At 57.7% G+C, this 17,256-nt stretch carries 17 protein-coding genes and 1 riboswitch; of the genes, 8 read left to right on the forward strand and 9 right to left on the reverse strand.

What is annotated here, in order from left to right; translation table 11 throughout:
- The first annotated feature begins 2 nt into the window (after positions 1–2).
- A complete protein-coding gene (gene argJ, locus BJL95_RS14280) occupies positions 3–1,217 on the forward strand; it encodes a bifunctional glutamate N-acetyltransferase/amino-acid acetyltransferase ArgJ (protein WP_071158851.1) in 1,215 nt (404 codons plus the stop codon).
- A gap of 1 nt (position 1,218) precedes the next feature.
- Complete coding sequence (locus tag BJL95_RS14285) at positions 1,219–2,175, forward strand: Nudix family hydrolase (RefSeq protein WP_071158853.1); 957 nt, start codon at positions 1,219–1,221, stop codon at positions 2,173–2,175.
- Here the strand turns inward: BJL95_RS14285 and yacG are convergent.
- The 7 genes from yacG to thiC form a co-directional block, all read right to left on the reverse strand.
- Positions 2,160–2,363, reverse strand: coding sequence for a DNA gyrase inhibitor YacG (gene yacG, locus BJL95_RS14290; protein WP_064030930.1), 204 nt, complete (start codon positions 2,361–2,363; stop codon positions 2,160–2,162). The genes BJL95_RS14285 and yacG overlap by 16 nt on opposite strands.
- Positions 2,363–3,133: a cell division protein ZapD gene (zapD, locus tag BJL95_RS14295; RefSeq protein ID WP_082885650.1), complete on the reverse strand. Its 771-nt coding sequence runs from the start codon at positions 3,131–3,133 to the stop codon at positions 2,363–2,365. Before zapD ends, yacG begins: the two co-directional genes overlap by 1 nt.
- Positions 3,130–3,741: a dephospho-CoA kinase gene (gene coaE / locus BJL95_RS14300; RefSeq protein ID WP_071158857.1), complete on the reverse strand. Its 612-nt coding sequence runs from the start codon at positions 3,739–3,741 to the stop codon at positions 3,130–3,132. The genes zapD and coaE overlap by 4 nt, the downstream gene beginning before the upstream one ends.
- Positions 3,741–4,598: an A24 family peptidase gene (locus BJL95_RS14305; protein ID WP_071159253.1), complete on the reverse strand. Its 858-nt coding sequence runs from the start codon at positions 4,596–4,598 to the stop codon at positions 3,741–3,743. Before BJL95_RS14305 ends, coaE begins: the two co-directional genes overlap by 1 nt.
- Before the next feature lie 57 nt (positions 4,599–4,655).
- Positions 4,656–5,873: a type II secretion system F family protein gene (locus BJL95_RS14310; protein WP_071158859.1), complete on the reverse strand. Its 1,218-nt coding sequence runs from the start codon at positions 5,871–5,873 to the stop codon at positions 4,656–4,658.
- 2 nt (positions 5,874–5,875) lie between these two features.
- Complete coding sequence (gene pilB, locus BJL95_RS14315; protein ID WP_064030935.1) at positions 5,876–7,591, reverse strand: type IV-A pilus assembly ATPase PilB; 1,716 nt, start codon at positions 7,589–7,591, stop codon at positions 5,876–5,878.
- A gap of 147 nt (positions 7,592–7,738) precedes the next feature.
- Complete coding sequence (gene thiC / locus BJL95_RS14320) at positions 7,739–9,607, reverse strand: phosphomethylpyrimidine synthase ThiC (protein ID WP_071158861.1); 1,869 nt, start codon at positions 9,605–9,607, stop codon at positions 7,739–7,741.
- Positions 9,608–9,643: 36 nt separating this feature from the next.
- A riboswitch (TPP riboswitch) is annotated at positions 9,644–9,752 on the reverse strand.
- A 132-nt stretch (positions 9,753–9,884) separates the two neighbouring features.
- On the opposite strand from thiC, the gene recD reads away from it, so the two are divergent.
- Both recD and BJL95_RS14330 read left to right on the forward strand, forming a co-directional pair.
- On the forward strand, positions 9,885–11,519 hold the full coding sequence (gene recD / locus BJL95_RS14325; RefSeq protein WP_071158863.1) for an exodeoxyribonuclease V subunit alpha: 1,635 nt from the start codon (positions 9,885–9,887) through the stop codon (positions 11,517–11,519).
- Positions 11,516–11,935, forward strand: a complete 420-nt coding sequence (locus tag BJL95_RS14330; protein WP_071158866.1) for a hypothetical protein — start codon at positions 11,516–11,518, stop codon at positions 11,933–11,935. Before recD ends, BJL95_RS14330 begins: the two co-directional genes overlap by 4 nt.
- A gap of 111 nt (positions 11,936–12,046) precedes the next feature.
- Here BJL95_RS14330 and ispB read toward each other — a convergent pair whose 3' ends face one another.
- A complete protein-coding gene (ispB, locus tag BJL95_RS14335; RefSeq protein ID WP_071158868.1) occupies positions 12,047–13,051 on the reverse strand; it encodes an octaprenyl diphosphate synthase in 1,005 nt (334 codons plus the stop codon).
- A gap of 209 nt (positions 13,052–13,260) precedes the next feature.
- Here ispB and rplU point away from each other — a divergent pair, with 209 nt between their 5' ends.
- From rplU to proB, 4 genes are all read left to right on the forward strand, one after another.
- On the forward strand, positions 13,261–13,572 hold the full coding sequence (rplU, locus tag BJL95_RS14340; RefSeq protein ID WP_064030963.1) for a 50S ribosomal protein L21: 312 nt from the start codon (positions 13,261–13,263) through the stop codon (positions 13,570–13,572).
- 19 nt (positions 13,573–13,591) lie between these two features.
- Positions 13,592–13,849: a 50S ribosomal protein L27 gene (gene rpmA, locus BJL95_RS14345; RefSeq protein ID WP_064030940.1), complete on the forward strand. Its 258-nt coding sequence runs from the start codon at positions 13,592–13,594 to the stop codon at positions 13,847–13,849.
- An 82-nt stretch (positions 13,850–13,931) separates the two neighbouring features.
- Positions 13,932–14,978, forward strand: coding sequence for an Obg family GTPase CgtA (gene cgtA / locus BJL95_RS14350; RefSeq protein WP_071158870.1), 1,047 nt, complete (start codon positions 13,932–13,934; stop codon positions 14,976–14,978).
- Positions 14,965–16,086, forward strand: a complete 1,122-nt coding sequence (gene proB, locus BJL95_RS14355; protein ID WP_071158872.1) for a glutamate 5-kinase — start codon at positions 14,965–14,967, stop codon at positions 16,084–16,086. Before cgtA ends, proB begins: the two co-directional genes overlap by 14 nt.
- Before the next feature lie 17 nt (positions 16,087–16,103).
- Here the strand turns inward: proB and apbC are convergent, their stop codons facing one another.
- Entirely contained in the window at positions 16,104–17,192 is a 1,089-nt protein-coding gene (gene apbC, locus BJL95_RS14360; protein ID WP_071158874.1) for an iron-sulfur cluster carrier protein ApbC, read from the reverse strand.
- Positions 17,193–17,256 lie beyond the last annotated feature (64 nt).

Raw genomic sequence — 17,256 nt, forward strand, 5'->3', positions numbered from 1 at the left:
AAATGGCAGTAGGTCACACCGAATTTCCGATCATGCACGCCATCCAGGGCGTCAAACTCGGCACCTGCAACGCGGGGATCAAGCAAACCGTGCGCGACGACATTCTGGTCGTCGAAATGGCCGACGGCGGCAGTTGCGCGGCGGTATTCACCCAAAACGCGTTTTGCGCCGCGCCGGTTCAATTAGCCAAATCCCATCTGAGCATGGCGCCGCGCTGGCTGTTGGTGAACTCCGGCAACGCCAATGCCGGCACCGGCAAGCAAGGCCTGCAAGACGCCTTCGCCTGCTGCGCCAGCCTGGCCGGCGAAGTCGAGGGAATCGCCCAACAAGTGCTGCCGTTTTCGACCGGCGTCATCGGCGAACCGCTGCCGGTCGCCAAGTTAACCTCCGCGCTACCTAAGGCGGTCGCCGATCTGGCGGAGACCCACTGGGACCAAGCCGCCCGCGCGATCATGACCACCGATACCTTCCCGAAAGGCGCATCGACCGTCGTCGACATCGGCGGCCATCCGGTCGCGATCACCGGCATTTCCAAGGGCGCCGGCATGATCCAACCCAATATGGCGACGATGCTGGGCTTCATCGCCACCGACGCGACCATCGACCAGTCCCTGCTGCAACAATGCCTAGCAGCGGCGGCGGAAGTCTCGTTCAACCGGATTACCGTCGATGGTGATACATCGACCAACGACGCCTGCGTACTGCTGGCCAGCGGCGCGAGCACCGCTCCGGAGATCCTGGCCGACAGCGAGCACTACGCAAAATTCGCCGACGCGGTCACCGCCGTGTGCAAGCGGCTGGCCGAACTGATCATCCGCGACGGCGAAGGCGCCACTAAATTGATCCGCATCCGGGTCGAGCAAGCTTCGAGCGCCGCCGAAGCGGTACAAGTCGCCAAGACCATCGCCCACTCGCCGCTGGTCAAAACCGCGTTCTTCGCCAGCGATCCCAACTGGGGCCGCATTCTGGCGGCGGTCGGCCGCGCCGGCGTCGAAAACCTGGTACTGGAAAATATCGAAATTTATCTGGGTACCGTCTGCATCGTCGAGAACGGCGGCCGCTCGCCGCTGTACACCGAACAGGACGGCCAACGCGTGATGAACCAGCAAGAGATTCTGGTCACGGTCAGATTGGGCCGGGGCGAGGCGTGCGAGGAAGTGCTGACCTGCGATTTCTCCTACGACTACGTCAAGATCAACGCCGAATACCGTACCTGAGATGACCGGCGTCAGCCGTCCCCTGCATGTCGCGGTCGGCGTGATTCGCGGCGGCGGCGGCCGAATCCTGATCGCCGAACGCGCCAAGACCGCCCACCAGGGCGGACTCTGGGAGTTTCCGGGCGGCAAGGTCGAAGCCGGCGAATCGGTGCTGGAAGCCTTGCGCCGCGAGTTGCACGAGGAAATCGGTATTCGCGTCGCGGATGCCACGCCGCTGATCAAAATCGCTCACGATTACGGCGACCGCCAGGTGTTGCTCGATGTGTGGGATATTCGGCGATTCGAAGGCCTAGCCCACGGCCGCGAAGGTCAGGCCATACGATGGGTAGCCACCGAACGACTGAACGAATTCGCCTTTCCGGCCGCTAACCGCCCCATCATTGCCGCCGCGCGATTGCCCAGACACTATGCCATTCTGGAAGCCGCCACCCAACGACAAGCCTTGGACCGCTACCGCCTGTTGATCGACCAAGGCATCCGGCTGATTCAAATCCGGCTGAAATCGCTGCCGACGGCCGAATTGGCCGCCACTCTGGAAGGCATCGCCTCGGAAAGCAGCGGCACCGACACCACGTTGATGATCAACGCCGATCTGCCGATATCCGACGCCGGCTACGCTGGTTTGCACCTGAGCAGCCGGGCATTGCGCGCCTGCAAGACTCGGCCGGCCGGCTATCGCTGGGTCGCTGCGTCGTGCCACGATTTGGCCGAGCTGCGCTTGGCGGAAGATTTGGGCTTGGATTTCGCGGTGCTGGCACCGGTCCAAACGACCGCCTCGCATCCGGGTGCTGCTGCGTTGGGTTGGGAACGCTTCGAAGCGTTGGTCGAGCGGGCCGGTTTACCGGTTTACGCGCTGGGCGGCTTGCAACGCGAAGACGGCGCCCGTGCCGCCCACGCCGGGGCGCAAGGCATCGCCGGCATCGGCGCGTTTTTGAACGCCGCTCAATCGCCGGGATAAGCGTCGTCGTCGGACGGGTCGTCGACTAGCGGTTCGCCTGGAATCTTATGGGCCTCGGTGGCCCAATCGCCCAAATCGATCAGCTTGCAACGCTCGGAACAGAAGGGCTTGAATGCTTCGGCGGCCACCCAGGCCACCGGTTTTCGACACGTGGGGCAAGCCACTGTCGTCGTGGAACGAGTGCTCATCAGAACATGCAGCGGGTCAATTGGAAATCGATATCGTCGAGAATTTGGTTGGGGCGGTTTTCGTCGGTGGACGGCTTCATGAAGCGGATGCTGAAACGGTGTTTGCCGCCACTGATTTCGGCGAAACACGGCAAGGCGGCCGCAATGCCGACCCGCAGCAATTGCACCGGATGGCTTTTATCCAACGCCAACTGAAAGAATCCAGCCTTGGCAACTTCCTGAGTCGGCACGTGGCTTTGACGAATGAAGCCCAGGATCAGGTCTATCGCTATCCGGATCGCCACGAAAGGCTGGGTCCAGCGTTCCAAGTCCTTTTGTTGCTCGGCCTCGTCCTGCTCCAACCAATAATGAAACGCCGGCAAATCGAACGAACAACTGCCGCCCGGTATCGAGTTGCGCTGGGAAATGCTTTGAAACAAATCGCTTTCCATGACACTGATGCCGATCTTGCCGTTGGCGCTGTATAGGCTGCGGCTGGCCTGACTGACCTCGGCCAAAATCTCCTGGAGCTTTTCGCCGTCGACACCCTGGCTATTAGCCAGCTGATTCAAAACCTTGGTATGCCTGTCCAGCTCCTTAAGCAATTCGGATTTTAGATCGCTACGGCTGAAGATGGTCAATATATCCAACAGGACGGAGATCGCGGCGCGTTTGTCGAACACCGAGGCGCCCAACATGAAGTGACTAAGTTGTTGAAAGAGCTGCTCCAAGCGCATAAACACACGAATTCGTTCATTCAGAGGGAATTCGTAGATGGTGAGTGTATTCAAGCCGTGGGTGTCCTAACAGAGGCTAATAAATTATAGGAATTGTGCAGGCTTTTAACCTGTTCTGCAAGCCGCTCGGGATCGCCGCCGTTGTCCAAAACATCGTCGGCCCGCGCCAGGCGCGCCTCTCGGGAAAGCTGGCTGGCGATAATCGCCCGCGCCTGATCGATCGCCAATCCGTCCCGAGCCAGCACCCGTTGCAGTTGCTCCTTCGGCGGGCAATCGACCACCAACACCCTATCCACCCGATGATCGCCATCGGTTTCCAGCAATAAGGGCACCGCGACGATGACGTAGGACCCAGTCAAACCCTCGACTTGTCTAGCGATTTCGGTATAGACCAAGGGATGCAATATGGCTTCCAAACGGCATTTTTGCTCCGGATCGGCAAACACCTTGGCCCGCAAAGCGGCTCGGTCCAGCGAGCCGTCGGCATGTAAAACCGCGCTTCCGAACGCCGCGACGACGTCTTGCAAGGCCGGCTGACCGGGTTCGACCAATTGCCGGGCAATCAGATCGGCATCGACGATGGGCACATCCAGCGCTTCGAACAGCCGGCAAACCGTGGATTTGCCGCAGCCGATGCCGCCGGTCAAGCCGATCGTCAACATCAATTCAATCCGGCAAAATGCAGATACCAACGGTTGATGTCGTCGCCCCACAGCATGGCGATCCAACCGGCCGCCGCCAGATAAGGCCCGAACGGAATCGGCTTGGACGCTTCGCTCCGCCCGGTCGCGATCATCGTCACGCCGACCAACGCGCCCAACAGCGACGACAGCAACACAACCTGCGGCAGATACTGCCAACCGAACCAGGCGCCAAGTAGTGCCAATAACTTGAAATCGCCGAAGCCCATCCCTTCCTTGCCGGTCAGCAGTTTGAAGCCCTGGTAAACGCTCCACAGTACCAAATAGCCGGCCGCCGCGCCGATGATCGCATCGCGCGGTTCGGCATAGACACCGAACAAACTCAGCAACAAACCCAGCCACAACATCGGCAAAGTGATGCTGTCGGGCAACAATTGATGGTCGAAATCAATGAAACTCAACGCAATCAAGCTCCAGGTCAGCAGCAAGCCAAATGCCATGCCCAGTCCAAAGCCCAACTTCCAGGCCACCAGCGCGGAACACAATCCAGTGAACGCCTCGACCAGCGGATAGCGCCAAGCGATCGCGGTGCCACAGTGCGCGCACCGGCCGGCCAACAACAAATAGCTCAGCACCGGAATGTTTTGATAGGCCTTGATCGGCGCGTTACAGGCCGGACAGTGCGAAGCCGGCCACATCAGATTGAAGACCTCGGCGGACTCCGAATACGGCAGTTGTAAAAACTCGTGGCAATCGCGCCGCCAATCGCGTTGCAGCATCACCGGCAACCGGTAAATCACCACATTCAAGAAACTGCCGACCAGTAGACCTAGCAGCAGCGCCACGCCGATCAGCAGCGGCGGAAATTGTTCTAACATCGTCAGCATAAAATCTCGCGGAAATCCCGCCCGGCCAAACCGATCAGCGGAGGACGCCTACATCGCGGCGCCGAGCTTGAAGATGGGTAAATACATCGCGATGATCAAGCCGCCGACCAATACGCCCAAGATGGCCATGATGATCGGCTCCATCAGGCTGCTGAGGTTGTCGACCAGGTTGTCTACCTCTTCTTCGAAGAAATCGGCCACTTTATCCAACATCGCATCGATAGAACCGGATTCCTCGCCGATCGCCACCATTTGCACCACCATATTCGGAAACATGCCGGTTTGTTCCAACGCCACCTTCAACTGCTGACCGGTGGATACTTCGTCGCGGACGCTCATTACCGCATCATGAAACAGAATATTGCCGCAAGCGCCGGCCACCGACACCAAGGCCTCGACCAGCGGCACGCCGGCCGCCGACATCGTCGACAGGGTGCGGGCGAAACGGGCGATCGCCGATTTTTCCAAAATCATGCCAACCACCGGAATCTTCAACAGCATTCTATCGAGAAAATGGTTAAACGCCTGCGAGCGTTTCTTGAAGTAGACAAAGGTATAACCGCCGCCGCCAATCACCAACAACACCGCCCACCACCATTCCTGTACCCAGGCCGACAAGCCGATCACGAATTGGGTGAAGGCCGGCAGGTCGGCGCCGAAACTTTTGAACAAGTCCTCGAACACCGGCACCACGAAAATCAGCAAAATCGCGGTCACGATGAAGGCCACCACCAACACCGCGACCGGGTAGGTCAGTGCCTTTTTGACCTTTTTCTTGATCGATTCGGTTTTTTCCTTGTAGGTGGCGATCTTGTCCAGCAAGGTTTCCAACACCCCGGCATGCTCGCCCGCGGCGACCAAATTGCAGAACAAATCGTCAAAATAGATAGGCCGTTTCGCCAAGGCCTGGGCCATGGTGTCGCCGCCTTCGATGTCGGCCTTGATCGCCAGCAACAGCTCGGCCATGCTGGGATTGTCGTGGCCGCGGCCGATAATGTCGAAGGACTGCACCAGCGGCACGCCGGCTTCCAACATCGTCGCCAACTGTCTGGCAAATATCGCGATATCCGCGCTGGTGATTTTCTGCACCTTGGCGCCGAATAGCGGCTTAGCCTTGCGCTTGATGCCGACGACGCGTATCCCCATCCGCCGCAGCTCGGTTCGGGCAATCACTTCGCTTTTGGCCATGATCGTACCCTTGGTTTTTTTGTTTTGCTTATCGAAACCGTCCCAATTGAACTCGATTTGCTCGTCTTGCTTTGCCATGTTTATTCCTTGGTGACGCGGTCGATTTCTTCGAGCGACGTAATACCCTGCCGTATTTTTAATAAGCCGGAAGCCCTAAGGTCGTTGATGCCTTCGGTTTTGGACAGCGCGGCCATGTCCATGGCATTGCCGCCACGCAAAATCAACGCGCGCATCGCTTCGCTGATCGGCATCACCTGATAGATACCCACCCGCCCCTTGTAGCCATTGTTGCAATGCTCGCAACCAACCGGTTCGTAAATTTTGAAGGTGCCGATTTCTTCCTTACTAAAGCCGGCCGACAACCAGATGTTTTCCGGAAAGTCGGCCTCCTTCTTGCAATGCTCGCAAAGCCGCCGCGCCAAGCGCTGGGCCATGATCAGATTCACCGCCGACACGATATTGAACGGCTCTATCCCCATCTGCACCAAGCGATTGATGGTTTGCGGCGCGTCGTTGGTATGCAGGGTCGACAATACCAAGTGACCGGTTTGCGCCGCCTTGACCGCGATGCTGGCGGTTTCCAGGTCGCGGATCTCGCCGACCATGATGATATCCGGGTCTTGCCGCAAAAAAGCCCGCAAGGCTTCGGCGAAGGTCAAGCCGGCTTTGGCATTGACGTTGACCTGATTGATACCTTCGACCGTGATCTCGACCGGATCTTCGGCGGTCGAAATGTTCCGCTCGACGCTGTTCAGGATGTTCAAGCCGGTGTACAGCGACACCGTCTTACCGCTACCGGTTGGCCCGGTCACCAACACCATCCCGTAGGGCCGGTGAATGGCGTCCAAAAAGTTTTTTTGTTGAACAGGCTCGAAACCCAATTTTTCGATACCGATCTGGGCGCTGGTGGGATCGAGTATCCGCATCACCACTTTTTCGCCGAACAGCGTCGGACAGGTATTCACCCGGAAATCGATGGCCCGATTCTTGGAAATTTGCATTTTGATCCGGCCGTCCTGGGGCACCCGCCGCTCGGCGATGTCCATTTTCGACATGACCTTGATCCGGGATATGATCCGATTGGCAATACCGACCGGAGGACTGGCGACTTCGGACAAAATGCCGTCGGCCCGGAACCGGATCCGAAACTTTTTCTCGAACGGCTCCATGTGTATATCCGAGACGCCGCGCTTGATCGAATCGAGCAGGATTTTGTTGACGAAACGGACGATGGGCGCATCGTCGATGTCCGAGCCGCCGACTTCCTCGGCCGGCTTGGCTTCGTCGCCGGCCGAAATATCGATGTTATCCAGATCGTCGTCGAGCAAATCCTTCATGGATGTATCGGCCGCTTCCAGCGCGGTATCGATCATCTTCATCAATTTGTCTTCTTCGACCAAAATGTTCTCGGTATTGTGCCGAGTATGGAACTTGATCTCGTCCAGCGCCTGGAAATTGGTCGGATCGGCGGTGGCGACGAACAAGCGGTTACCGCGTTTGAACAGTGGCAGAGCGTGATGTTGGCGGATCAGCTTTTCGCTGACCATTTTGATAGGCAGCGACGCCACGTCTATCGCATCCAAATCGAAAAACGGCACGCCGAACTCGGCGGAAGCGATGGAGGCCACTGTCCGACTATCGAGCACTTTATGCTCGACCAGATAACTGACGAAGGCTTGCTTGCGTTTTTGGGCTTCTTGCAGATAGGCGGCGGCAGTCTCTTCAGTCAACAGGCCTTTTTGGATCAGGCACTTGGCCAAGCCGCTGAAATGAATATTGGAAGGAGCTGTCGCCATGAAATCGAGTCGGGAATGGATTTACTGGAAGTTTAGGCTGCAACTATAGATGATGTAAGGATTTAATCCAAACTCCACGTCGCGCTCAAATCGACTCCGCAGGCATCGGCACTGCCGGCCCGACTGGCCGGCAGTGCCTAAAGAGCCTTAAACCTCGTGGTAAATTGCCGCGCCTTCCTTCAGGAATTGCTCGGACTTTTCCTCCATGCCTTTTTTCAGCGCCTCTTCTTCTTCCAGGCCTTTTTGCTCGGCGTAGTTGCGCACGTCCTGGGTGATTTTCATCGAGCAGAAATGCGGGCCGCACATCGAACAGAAGTGAGCAACCTTGGCCGATTCCTTGGGTAAGGTTTCGTCGTGGAAGGAGCGGGCTTTTTCCGGGTCCAGCGCCAGGTTGAACTGGTCTTCCCAGCGGAATTCGAAACGGGCCTTGGACATCGCGTTGTCGCGAATTTGCGCGCCGGGGTGGCCTTTGGCCAAGTCGGCGGCATGCGCGGCGATTTTGTAGGTGACGATGCCTTCGCGGACGTCCTGTTTGTTGGGCAGGCCCAGGTGCTCTTTCTGGGTGACGTAGCACAGCATCGCGCAGCCGTACCAGCCGATGTTGGCGGCGCCGATTGCCGAGGTGATGTGATCGTAGCCGGGAGCGATGTCGGTGGTCAAAGGTCCTAGGGTGTAGAACGGTGCCTCGAAGCAGTCTTCCAGCTGTTTGTCCATGTTGACTTTGATCATTTGCAGCGGCACGTGACCGGGACCTTCGATCATGGTTTGCACGTCGTGTTTCCAAGCGATTTGGGTCAGTTCGCCCAGGGTTTCCAGCTCGCCGAACTGGGCAGCGTCGTTGGCGTCGTAGATCGAGCCCGGACGCAAGCCGTCGCCCAAGGAGAACGACACGTCGTAGGCCTTCATGATTTCGCAGATTTCTTCGAAATGGGTGTAAAGGAAGCTCTCGGTGTGGTGCGCCAAACACCATTTGGCCATGATCGAGCCGCCGCGCGAAACAATGCCGGTCAAACGCTTGGCGGTCAACGGTACGTGCTGCAGGCGCACACCTGCGTGTATCGTGAAGTAATCCACGCCTTGTTCGGCCTGCTCGATCAGCGTATCGCGGAAGATTTCCCAGGTCAGTTCTTCGGCCTTGCCGTCGACTTTTTCCAGGGCTTGGTAAATCGGCACCGTGCCGATAGGCACCGGCGAATTGCGCAAGATCCATTCGCGGGTTTCGTGAATATTCTTGCCGGTCGACAAGTCCATGATGGTATCCGCACCCCAGCGGATGCCCCACAGCATTTTCTCGACTTCTTCCTCGATCGAAGACGTGATCGCCGAGTTGCCCAAGTTACCGTTGATCTTGACCAGGAAGTTGCGGCCTATGATCATCGGCTCCAATTCCGGGTGGTTGATGTTGGCCGGAATGATGGCGCGGCCCCTGGCGACTTCGGAACGCACGAATTCGGGCGTGATGAAGGACTGAATATTGGCGCCATAGGAAAAGCCCGGATGCTGGCCTTGGTAACGGTCGCGCATCGCTTCCAGGTTCTGGTTCTCGCGGATCGCGATGTATTCCATTTCCGGCGTGATGATGCCTTTGCGGGCATAATGCATCTGTGAAACGTTGTGGCCGGCTTTGGCGCGGCGCGGATGACGGGTTAGCTCGAAACGCAGGTGCGCGGTTTTGGGGTCGTGCAAACGTTCATGGCCGAATTTGGAGGTTGGTCCGCTCAGCAATTCGGTATCGCCGCGTTCTGCTATCCATAGTCCGCGTACCGAGTTCAAGCCTTGGTGCAGGTTAATGTCGACGTTGGGGTCGGTGTAAGGGCCGGAAGTGTCGTAGACGAAGATCGGCGGATTTTTCTCGGCTCCGAAATGCGCCGGGGTATCCGACAGGTTGATCTGGCGCATCGGTACTTGCATATCGGGTCGGCTGCCGGCGATATAGACTTTTTCCGAAGCCGGGTAGGAATCGATCCGGATGCTACTGCCGGTATCGGTCGTAATTTCGTTGCGGACAGCGCTCATGCTTATCTCCAAAAATCAGAATAAATCGCGAGCGCAGGGAAAAGATTTGGGCTTTCCTACGCCGGCATTAACCGGTTCAGGTTCGAAGGGTTTTTCTCAGCTTTCCGGATTAAAGTTTCGACGGAAAGCACCCCTAGCCTTTCAGGTGGTCGCTTACGGTATATGATTATGTTTGGAAATGCAAGTCCGCCAAGGACCAATCCCAACACAAAAAGCTTATAAAACAATGGGTTTTAGCCTTTTGCACCCAACAAGCCAGCTAAATTTAACCGCCTCGATGACTTCGCCCGAAACGCCTCACGACAAGCTGGCCAGCCACTTCGCCGACTTCCTGACCTCGCGCAGCGTTGTCTCAAGCGCCGACAACACCCGCCTTTACGCGCTGGCGAAAACGCTGGCCGAACAACAAGCCGCCGGCCATAGCTGTATCGAGCTGGACCCGGCCGACGCCGATTTGCTGCTGGCGTCCGGCCTAGCCTCGAATAACGCATTGACGCCGTTGATCGTTGAATCCCAGCGTCTCTACCTGCGCCGATATTGGCAGTACGAATCCCGACTGGCCACGCAACTGGCAACGCTCGCCGCCATTCAATTCGACATACTCGATCCGGAACCCGCGCTGGCGCGGCATTTCCCGACGGACCGACAGGAGTCCAACGCGCAGCAACAGGCGGCGCGCGCGGCGTTAACCCAAGCATTGACGGTCGTCACCGGCGGACCCGGCACCGGCAAGACCACCACGGTTTTGAAAATCCTCGCCTTATTGCTGGAACTGAACCCAAACCCGCCATTCATCGCCTTGGCGGCGCCCACCGGCAAGGCGGCGATGCGTCTGCAACAAACAATCGTTGCCAATAAAGCCCATCTGAATTGCCCGGAAACGATCAAACAAGCCGTACCGGAAAGCGCCTGCACACTACACCGCCTACTCGGCGCCCAACCGCCATCCCCGTACTTCCGTCACAATGCCGACTTCCCGCTACCCTACGACGTGGTCGTAGTCGACGAAACGTCGATGGTCGACCTCGCCTTAATGAGCAAACTGGTCGACGCGCTAAAACCAGGCGCGCGCCTGATTCTGCTCGGCGACAAGGACCAACTCGCGTCGGTCGAAGCCGGCGCGGTGTTGGCGGACATTGCTCGCGGACTACCGGAGCAAACCGTCGAGCTGCGCCACTCGCACCGTTTTCAAGGGCAAATCAAGGCGCTGGCCGAGGCCGTCCATCGCGGCGACGCCGAACAAGCCTGGCAATTGCTGCTGACCGGCGACGACGCGATCCACCGACTAAAACACGACCCGATCAGCTATATCGGCGAGCGCTATCGCCGCTATTTCGAACTGATAGCGGCCGGGGCCGGGCTGAACGAAATATTCACCGAGTTCCAGCGATTCCAGGTGCTATGCGCCAATCAACAAGGTCCGTACGGGGCAGAAGACATCAACCGCCGCGTGGAACGCGCCGCCGCCCAAGCATGGCCGCAGAGCATCGGCCATACCTGGTACCCCGGCAGGCCAGTGATGATTTCCCGCAACCACGCGGCTACCCAACTATACAACGGCGATATTGGCATTTGCCTGCCGGACCCCGCCGACGGCCAACCGCGCGTCTATTTTCCGGACCGCGACGGATTTCGCGGTCTGCGCCCTGCTCGGCTGCCGGCGTGCGAAACGGTTTACGCAATGACCATTCATAAAAGCCAGGGCTCCGAGTTCGACGAGGCAATGCTGGTACTGCCGGAACGCGTCAATCCGGTGCTCAGCAGGGAATTGCTGTACACCGGCATCACCCGAGCGAAACGCCGCGTAAGCGTGTTCGCCGAGCGCGACATCTTCGAAACCTGCGTCGCCCGCCCAATCGTCAGACACAGCGGCTTGGGCGAAAAGCTAATCGCGACCGGGAGCCAAGCATGAAAACGACCAAAAAACGCGGCAAACAACTATTGAGAGACATTGAGGGACAAGCCGGCGAATTGGCGATGCTGACCGACGGGCTGAGCTTGCTGAGCGAACTCCACACTCTGGCGCGGCGGGTCTTGGAATTGGCGAACACACTGACCTTGCAAACCGAAGATCTGAAGAAGAAACACTACCTAAGCGCGCTAATCTCGTCCGAGGCCTTAGGCGAACTGGCCGAAATCGCCGACACCGACGCCGCCAGCCAACTCGAAGACCGGCTGTTTGCGGCAAACGCGGACTCGCCGGTGGCAAGCGACCGATTTTTTCAGGAGTTATTGGAGAAAATCGACGCGCGTTTCGCGCGTCTGACCGATGCGATACAGGATTTACTACATCTGGCCGAGCTGGATCCAGACCGGGAAGACGATTAGAAGGCTATCCCCGTCCGGAATAGCCTTACGGCCCGACTGGGACAGCCCGCCCTCAAACCCAGGCCAACAACCGAAAAACTAGCAGCCGGAAAGATTCATCGCCGCGCGACCTTAATGACTGCGCTGCACCGAGAAATGCGCCAAGGTTTCCAAGGCGCGCTTGTAAGCCGAGTCCGGCAAGCATTGCAGTGCCTCAATGGCGGCCGCGGCGGCTCGATCCGCGCAACGCTCGGTGTATTCGATCGCGTTCGTAGCCTTGACGACTTCGTAAACTTCATTGAAAGCGTCCCGAGAGCCCTGCCGAATCGCATCTACCACCACTTTGGCCTGACGCTCGTCGCCATGTTGAATTGCGTAGATCAGCGGCAAGGTCGGTTTACCCTCGGCCAAATCGTCGCCCAGGTTTTTACCCAGTTCCTCACTGTTAGCCTTGTAGTCCAGTGCATCGTCGATCAATTGAAATGCCACGCCCAATTGTTGCCCATAGACCGCCAAGCCATTTTCGACGACAGCGTCGGCGGCCGAAACCACCGCCGCCAACCGAGTCGCCGTGCTGAACAGGATCGCGGTTTTGCGGGCAATCACTTCGAGATATTTAGCTTCGCTGGTTTCGGGATTGTTGCAATTCAACAGTTGCAACACTTCGCCCTCGGCGATGGCCGTGGTAGTTTTGGACATGATGTCCATCACCCGCATGTTGTTGGTGCGGACCATCATTTCGAACGCACTCGAATACAGATAATCCCCGACCAAAACGCTGGCGGCATTACCCCAGACCGCGTTGGCGGACTCCTTGCCGCGTCGCATCGCCGATTCGTCGACAACGTCGTCATGCAATAGCGTCGCGGTATGGATAAATTCGATGACCGCCGCCAGTGTCAAGTGATGATCGCCAACCTCGCCCAACGCTTTCGCGGCCAACAACAACAACATAGGCCGCAAACGCTTACCGCCGTTACCTATGATGTAATGCCCGATTTGATTGATCAGGACGACATCCGAACTTAATTCTTGCAAAATTAAGCGGTCGACAGCTTGAGACTCCTCGCTGGTCAAATTTTTGATCGAATCAAAATCTATGGCACCGCTAGTCGGCGCTGAATCTGTGGCTATCATGGAAAGAGTCTGAACGCTGATCACTACGGCAAATTTTGTCTGGTTAGCCGGTCATGCTATGAATAATACCGAATAGTGTCAATAGTACCAGTCCGAACATGGCTTTAAACCGTTAGTGCTAAAAGCATTTTTTGTTTGACGTAACTTGCCGCCAAACATATAATCCGCTGTTCACTATTAACAGTTTATGCTTGATGGAGCTTACGCCGATGTATGCGGTAATTCAAACAGGTGGCAAACAGTACCGTGTCGCAGAAGGTACTACCTTAAAAATCGAAAAACTGGAACTAGGCGCGGGCGACAGCGTGGAGTTCGACAAGGTATTGATGGTTCAATCAGGCGACTCTGTAAAAGTTGGTCAGCCTTACGTTGAAGGCGGAAAGGTCACCGCAACCGTGGTTTCTCAAGGCCGCCACAAAAAAGTCCGTATCATCAAATTCAGAAGACGCAAGCACCACATGAAAAAACAGGGGCATCGTCAATATTACACGGAAGTCCAGATCACTGGTATTTCCGCATAACATTCACAGAGGTTAGATCATGGCTCACAAGAAGGCAGGCGGTAGTACCCGCAACGGTCGCGATTCCAATGCACAACGCCTGGGCGTCAAACGTTTTGGCGGCCAAGTGGTTAAAGCGGGCAACATTCTGGTTCGCCAACGCGGCACTCAATTTCACCCTGGCACCAATGTCGGCATCGGTAAAGACCACACCTTGTTCGCGACTGCGGACGGCAAAGTGGTTTTTGAAGAAAAAGGCCCGAAAAACCGCAAATACGTTAGCATCGCAGCAGCGTAACATCGCCAGCAGTGCTGCAAGGCACCACTGAAAGGAAAAGCCTCGTTGTTTAGCGGGGCTTTTTTGTTTATACCGGTACATTATGAGATTTGTTGACGAAGCGGAAATCCGCGTGGAAGCAGGCGACGGCGGCAACGGCAAGGCGTCGTTCCGCCGAGAAAAATATATTCCGTTGGGCGGCCCCGACGGCGGCGACGGCGGCGACGGTGGCAGCGTTTATCTGGTGGCCACGGAGAACGTTAACACCCTGGTGGACTTTCGCTATCACTCGGTGCACCGCGCCCAACGCGGCCAAAACGGCGGCAGCCGCGACTGCACGGGTAAAAAAGGCGATGATTGCTTCGTCCCGGTACCGCCCGGCACGATCGTTTACGAAGCCGACACCGGCGAGAAAATCGGCGACCTAACCAAGCCCGGCCAACAACTGCTGGTCGCCAAGGGCGGCTTTCACGGCTTGGGGAACACCCGCTTCAAAAGCAGCATCAACCGCGCGCCTCAGCAAACCAGTAAGGGGACGCCGGGCGAACACCGCATGCTGCGTCTGGAATTGATGGTGATTGCCGACGTGGGCCTGCTCGGCATGCCCAATGCCGGCAAATCCAGCCTGATTCGGGCCGTCTCGTCGGCGCGCCCGAAAGTAGCCGACTATCCGTTCACGACGCTACATCCCAATTTGGGCGTCGTTCGGGTCGACGACATGCGCAGCTTCGTGATCGCCGATATTCCGGGCGTCATCGAAGGCGCGGCCGAAGGCGCGGGGCTCGGCCTGCAGTTTCTAAAGCACTTGTCGCGCACCGGTTTGCTGCTGCACATCCTCGACATTGCCCCCTACCAGAGCGACGAAACGCCGGTTTCCGCCGCCCGGAAAATCATTGCCGAAGTCGAAAAATGGAGCGACGAACTGGCCGAAAAGCCGCGCTGGCTGGTACTGAACAAAATCGACAACGTCCCGGACGACGAGCTCGACACCCACTGTCAAGCCATCCTCGACGAATTGGACTGGGATGGCCCGGTATACAAGATTTCCGCGCTGAAAAACCAGGGCACCCAAGAACTGATGTACGCGATCATGGATTTTCTGGAAGCGCAACGCAATTCGCTGGAGCCCATCGCCGATGAGCCGGTCTGATTTCTCTAAAGCTAAACGCGTCGTCGTCAAAATCGGCAGCTCGCTGCTGACCGACGGCGGCCGCGGCCTAAACAAGCCCGCGATCGCCGGCTGGGTCGAGCAAATGGCGGCGCTACGCCAGTTGGGCGTCGACGTGGTATTGGTCTCGTCGGGATCGGTGGCGGAAGGCATGAGCCGCCTGAAATTAAAAACCCGTCCGAAAACGCTGCACGAACTGCAAGCCGCCGCCTCGGTCGGCCAGATGGGCCTCGTGCGCCGCTTCGAAGACGAATTCCAGACTCACGGCCTGCTGGCGGCCCAGGTCTTGCTGACCCACGACGACCTATCCGACCGGCAACGCTATCTCAATGCCCGCAGCACCTTGCTAACCCTGTTGGATTTCGGCGTTGTTCCGGTCATCAACGAAAACGACGCGGTGGCCACCGAAGAGATCCGTTTCGGCGACAACGACACCCTGGGCGCGCTGGTAGCCAATCTGGTCGAAGCCGATTTGCTATTGCTATTGACCGACCAGCTTGGTCTGTTCGACGCCAATCCCAGCCTGAATCCCGCCGCCCAATTGATTTCCGAAATCAGCGTCAACGAAAGCCTGCTCGACGAAGTGGCCGGCGGCAGCATTAGCGGCCTAGGACGCGGCGGCATGTTCACCAAGGTTCGCGCCGCCCGGTTGGCGGCCAGATCCGGCGCCGCGACCGTCATCGTCTCCGGCAAGCTGGACCAAGTCGTCAACCGAGTGTTCGCCGGCGAAGCGCTCGGCACCTATATGATCCCGAACATCGCCCCGCTGGCGGCCCGCAAGCAATGGCTGGCCGGGCAATTGCAGCTCAAAGGCAGCGTTACGCTGGACGACGGCGCCGTCAAAATTCTGAAAGCCGCCGGCAAAAGTTTGCTGGCCGTCGGCGTCAAGACGGTGAGTGGCTCATTCCAACGCGGCGACTTGGTATCTTGCCTGGACGCCCACGGCCAGGAAATCGCCCGCGGCCTGATCAACTACGGTGCCGAGGATGCCGCCAAAATCGCCGGCAAACCCAGCAGCGAGTTCGAGGCCTTGCTGGGCTATGCCGACGACGACGAACTCATCCACCGGGACAATCTAGTACTGGTCTAGCCGGACCCAGCTCCGGATCAAGTATTCTGAATCACGATATTCGGGAATCGGCCGCTGAAATCCTTGGCTCTCAGCGCCAGTTTCGCGGCCATTTTGCGGGCGATGGCCTTGTAGATTTGCGCCGGCCGCCCGTCCGGATCGGCAACTACCGTCGGTCGGCCACTGTCGGCAAACTCCCGGATTTTAATATCCAACGGTAACGCACCCAACAGATCCACCCCGTTTTTGGCGGCCATCGCCACGCCGCCGCCTTGGCCGAAAATAGCCTCTTCGTGACCGCAGTTGCTGCAAATATGCAGACTCATGTTTTCGACCAATCCCAGTATCGGAACGTTGACCTTTTCGAACATGCCCAAGCCACGCTGAGCGTCTATCAACGCAATGTCTTGCGGCGTGGTCACGATGACCGCGCCGCTGACCGGAATCTGCTGAGCCAGCGTCAATTGAATGTCGCCGGTACCCGGCGGCAAATCGATGATCAAATAATCGACGTCATGCCACTGCGTCTGCCCCAACAACTGCTGCAGAGCGCCGGTTACCATCGGGCCGCGCCAAATCATCGGTTGATCGGGATCGACCAGATAACCGATCGACATGGTCTGGACGCCGAAAGACAACTTGGGTTGCAACATCTTGCCGTCCTCACTGTCCGGCTGACCGGACAAACCCAGCATGGTAGGAATGCTGGGGCCGTATATATCAGCATCCAAAATACCGACCTGAGCGCCCTCCGCTGCCAGCGCCAGCGCCAGATTCACCGAGGTCGTCGATTTACCGACGCCTCCCTTGCCCGACGCCACCGCGATAATATTTTTCACATTCGGCAAGGGCTTCAAGGTCTTTTGCACGGCGTGCGACACAATCTTGAAGGACACTTCGACCTCCAGCTTCCCAAGCCCCGGCAACGCGCGCAAGCGTTTCTCCAACTCGGCGCGCAGCTCGCCAACGTAACTCTTGGCCGGATAGCCCACTTCGACGACAACGCTGACCGCGTCGCCGTCCACCGTAATCTTCTTGACGGCCTTAGCCGACAGCAAATCGGTCTCGACATTCGGGTCAATGAAATTTTTCAATATATTTTCGACAGCCGCTTTTTCAATAGCCATTCACAACTCCTACAATAAGCCAATAACCAAGCAAAATAGTGGGGGAAGATACCATCTTCCGGGA

It is taken from the genome of Methylomonas sp. LWB, assembly GCF_001856095.1.
Classification (GTDB): domain Bacteria; phylum Pseudomonadota; class Gammaproteobacteria; order Methylococcales; family Methylomonadaceae; genus Methylomonas; species Methylomonas koyamae_A.

Coding starts and splice junctions, on each gene's coding strand:
- BJL95_RS14285 (WP_071158853.1), top strand. CDS start 1,219: ATGACCGGCGTCAGCCGTCCCCTGCATGTCGCGGTCGGCGTGATTCGC.
- BJL95_RS14310 (WP_071158859.1), bottom strand. CDS start 5,873: ATGGCAAAGCAAGACGAGCAAATCGAGTTCAATTGGGACGGTTTCGAT.
- proB (WP_071158872.1), top strand. CDS start 14,965: ATGAGCCGGTCTGATTTCTCTAAAGCTAAACGCGTCGTCGTCAAAATC.
- cgtA (WP_071158870.1), top strand. CDS start 13,932: ATGAGATTTGTTGACGAAGCGGAAATCCGCGTGGAAGCAGGCGACGGC.
- argJ (WP_071158851.1), top strand. CDS start 3: ATGGCAGTAGGTCACACCGAATTTCCGATCATGCACGCCATCCAGGGC.
- BJL95_RS14330 (WP_071158866.1), top strand. CDS start 11,516: ATGAAAACGACCAAAAAACGCGGCAAACAACTATTGAGAGACATTGAG.
- thiC (WP_071158861.1), bottom strand. CDS start 9,607: ATGAGCGCTGTCCGCAACGAAATTACGACCGATACCGGCAGTAGCATC.
- BJL95_RS14305 (WP_071159253.1), bottom strand. CDS start 4,598: ATGTTAGAACAATTTCCGCCGCTGCTGATCGGCGTGGCGCTGCTGCTA.
- yacG (WP_064030930.1), bottom strand. CDS start 2,363: ATGAGCACTCGTTCCACGACGACAGTGGCTTGCCCCACGTGTCGAAAA.
- coaE (WP_071158857.1), bottom strand. CDS start 3,741: ATGTTGACGATCGGCTTGACCGGCGGCATCGGCTGCGGCAAATCCACG.
- recD (WP_071158863.1), top strand. CDS start 9,885: ATGACTTCGCCCGAAACGCCTCACGACAAGCTGGCCAGCCACTTCGCC.
- pilB (WP_064030935.1), bottom strand. CDS start 7,591: ATGGCGACAGCTCCTTCCAATATTCATTTCAGCGGCTTGGCCAAGTGC.
- ispB (WP_071158868.1), bottom strand. CDS start 13,051: ATGATAGCCACAGATTCAGCGCCGACTAGCGGTGCCATAGATTTTGAT.
- rplU (WP_064030963.1), top strand. CDS start 13,261: ATGTATGCGGTAATTCAAACAGGTGGCAAACAGTACCGTGTCGCAGAA.
- apbC (WP_071158874.1), bottom strand. CDS start 17,192: ATGGCTATTGAAAAAGCGGCTGTCGAAAATATATTGAAAAATTTCATT.
- rpmA (WP_064030940.1), top strand. CDS start 13,592: ATGGCTCACAAGAAGGCAGGCGGTAGTACCCGCAACGGTCGCGATTCC.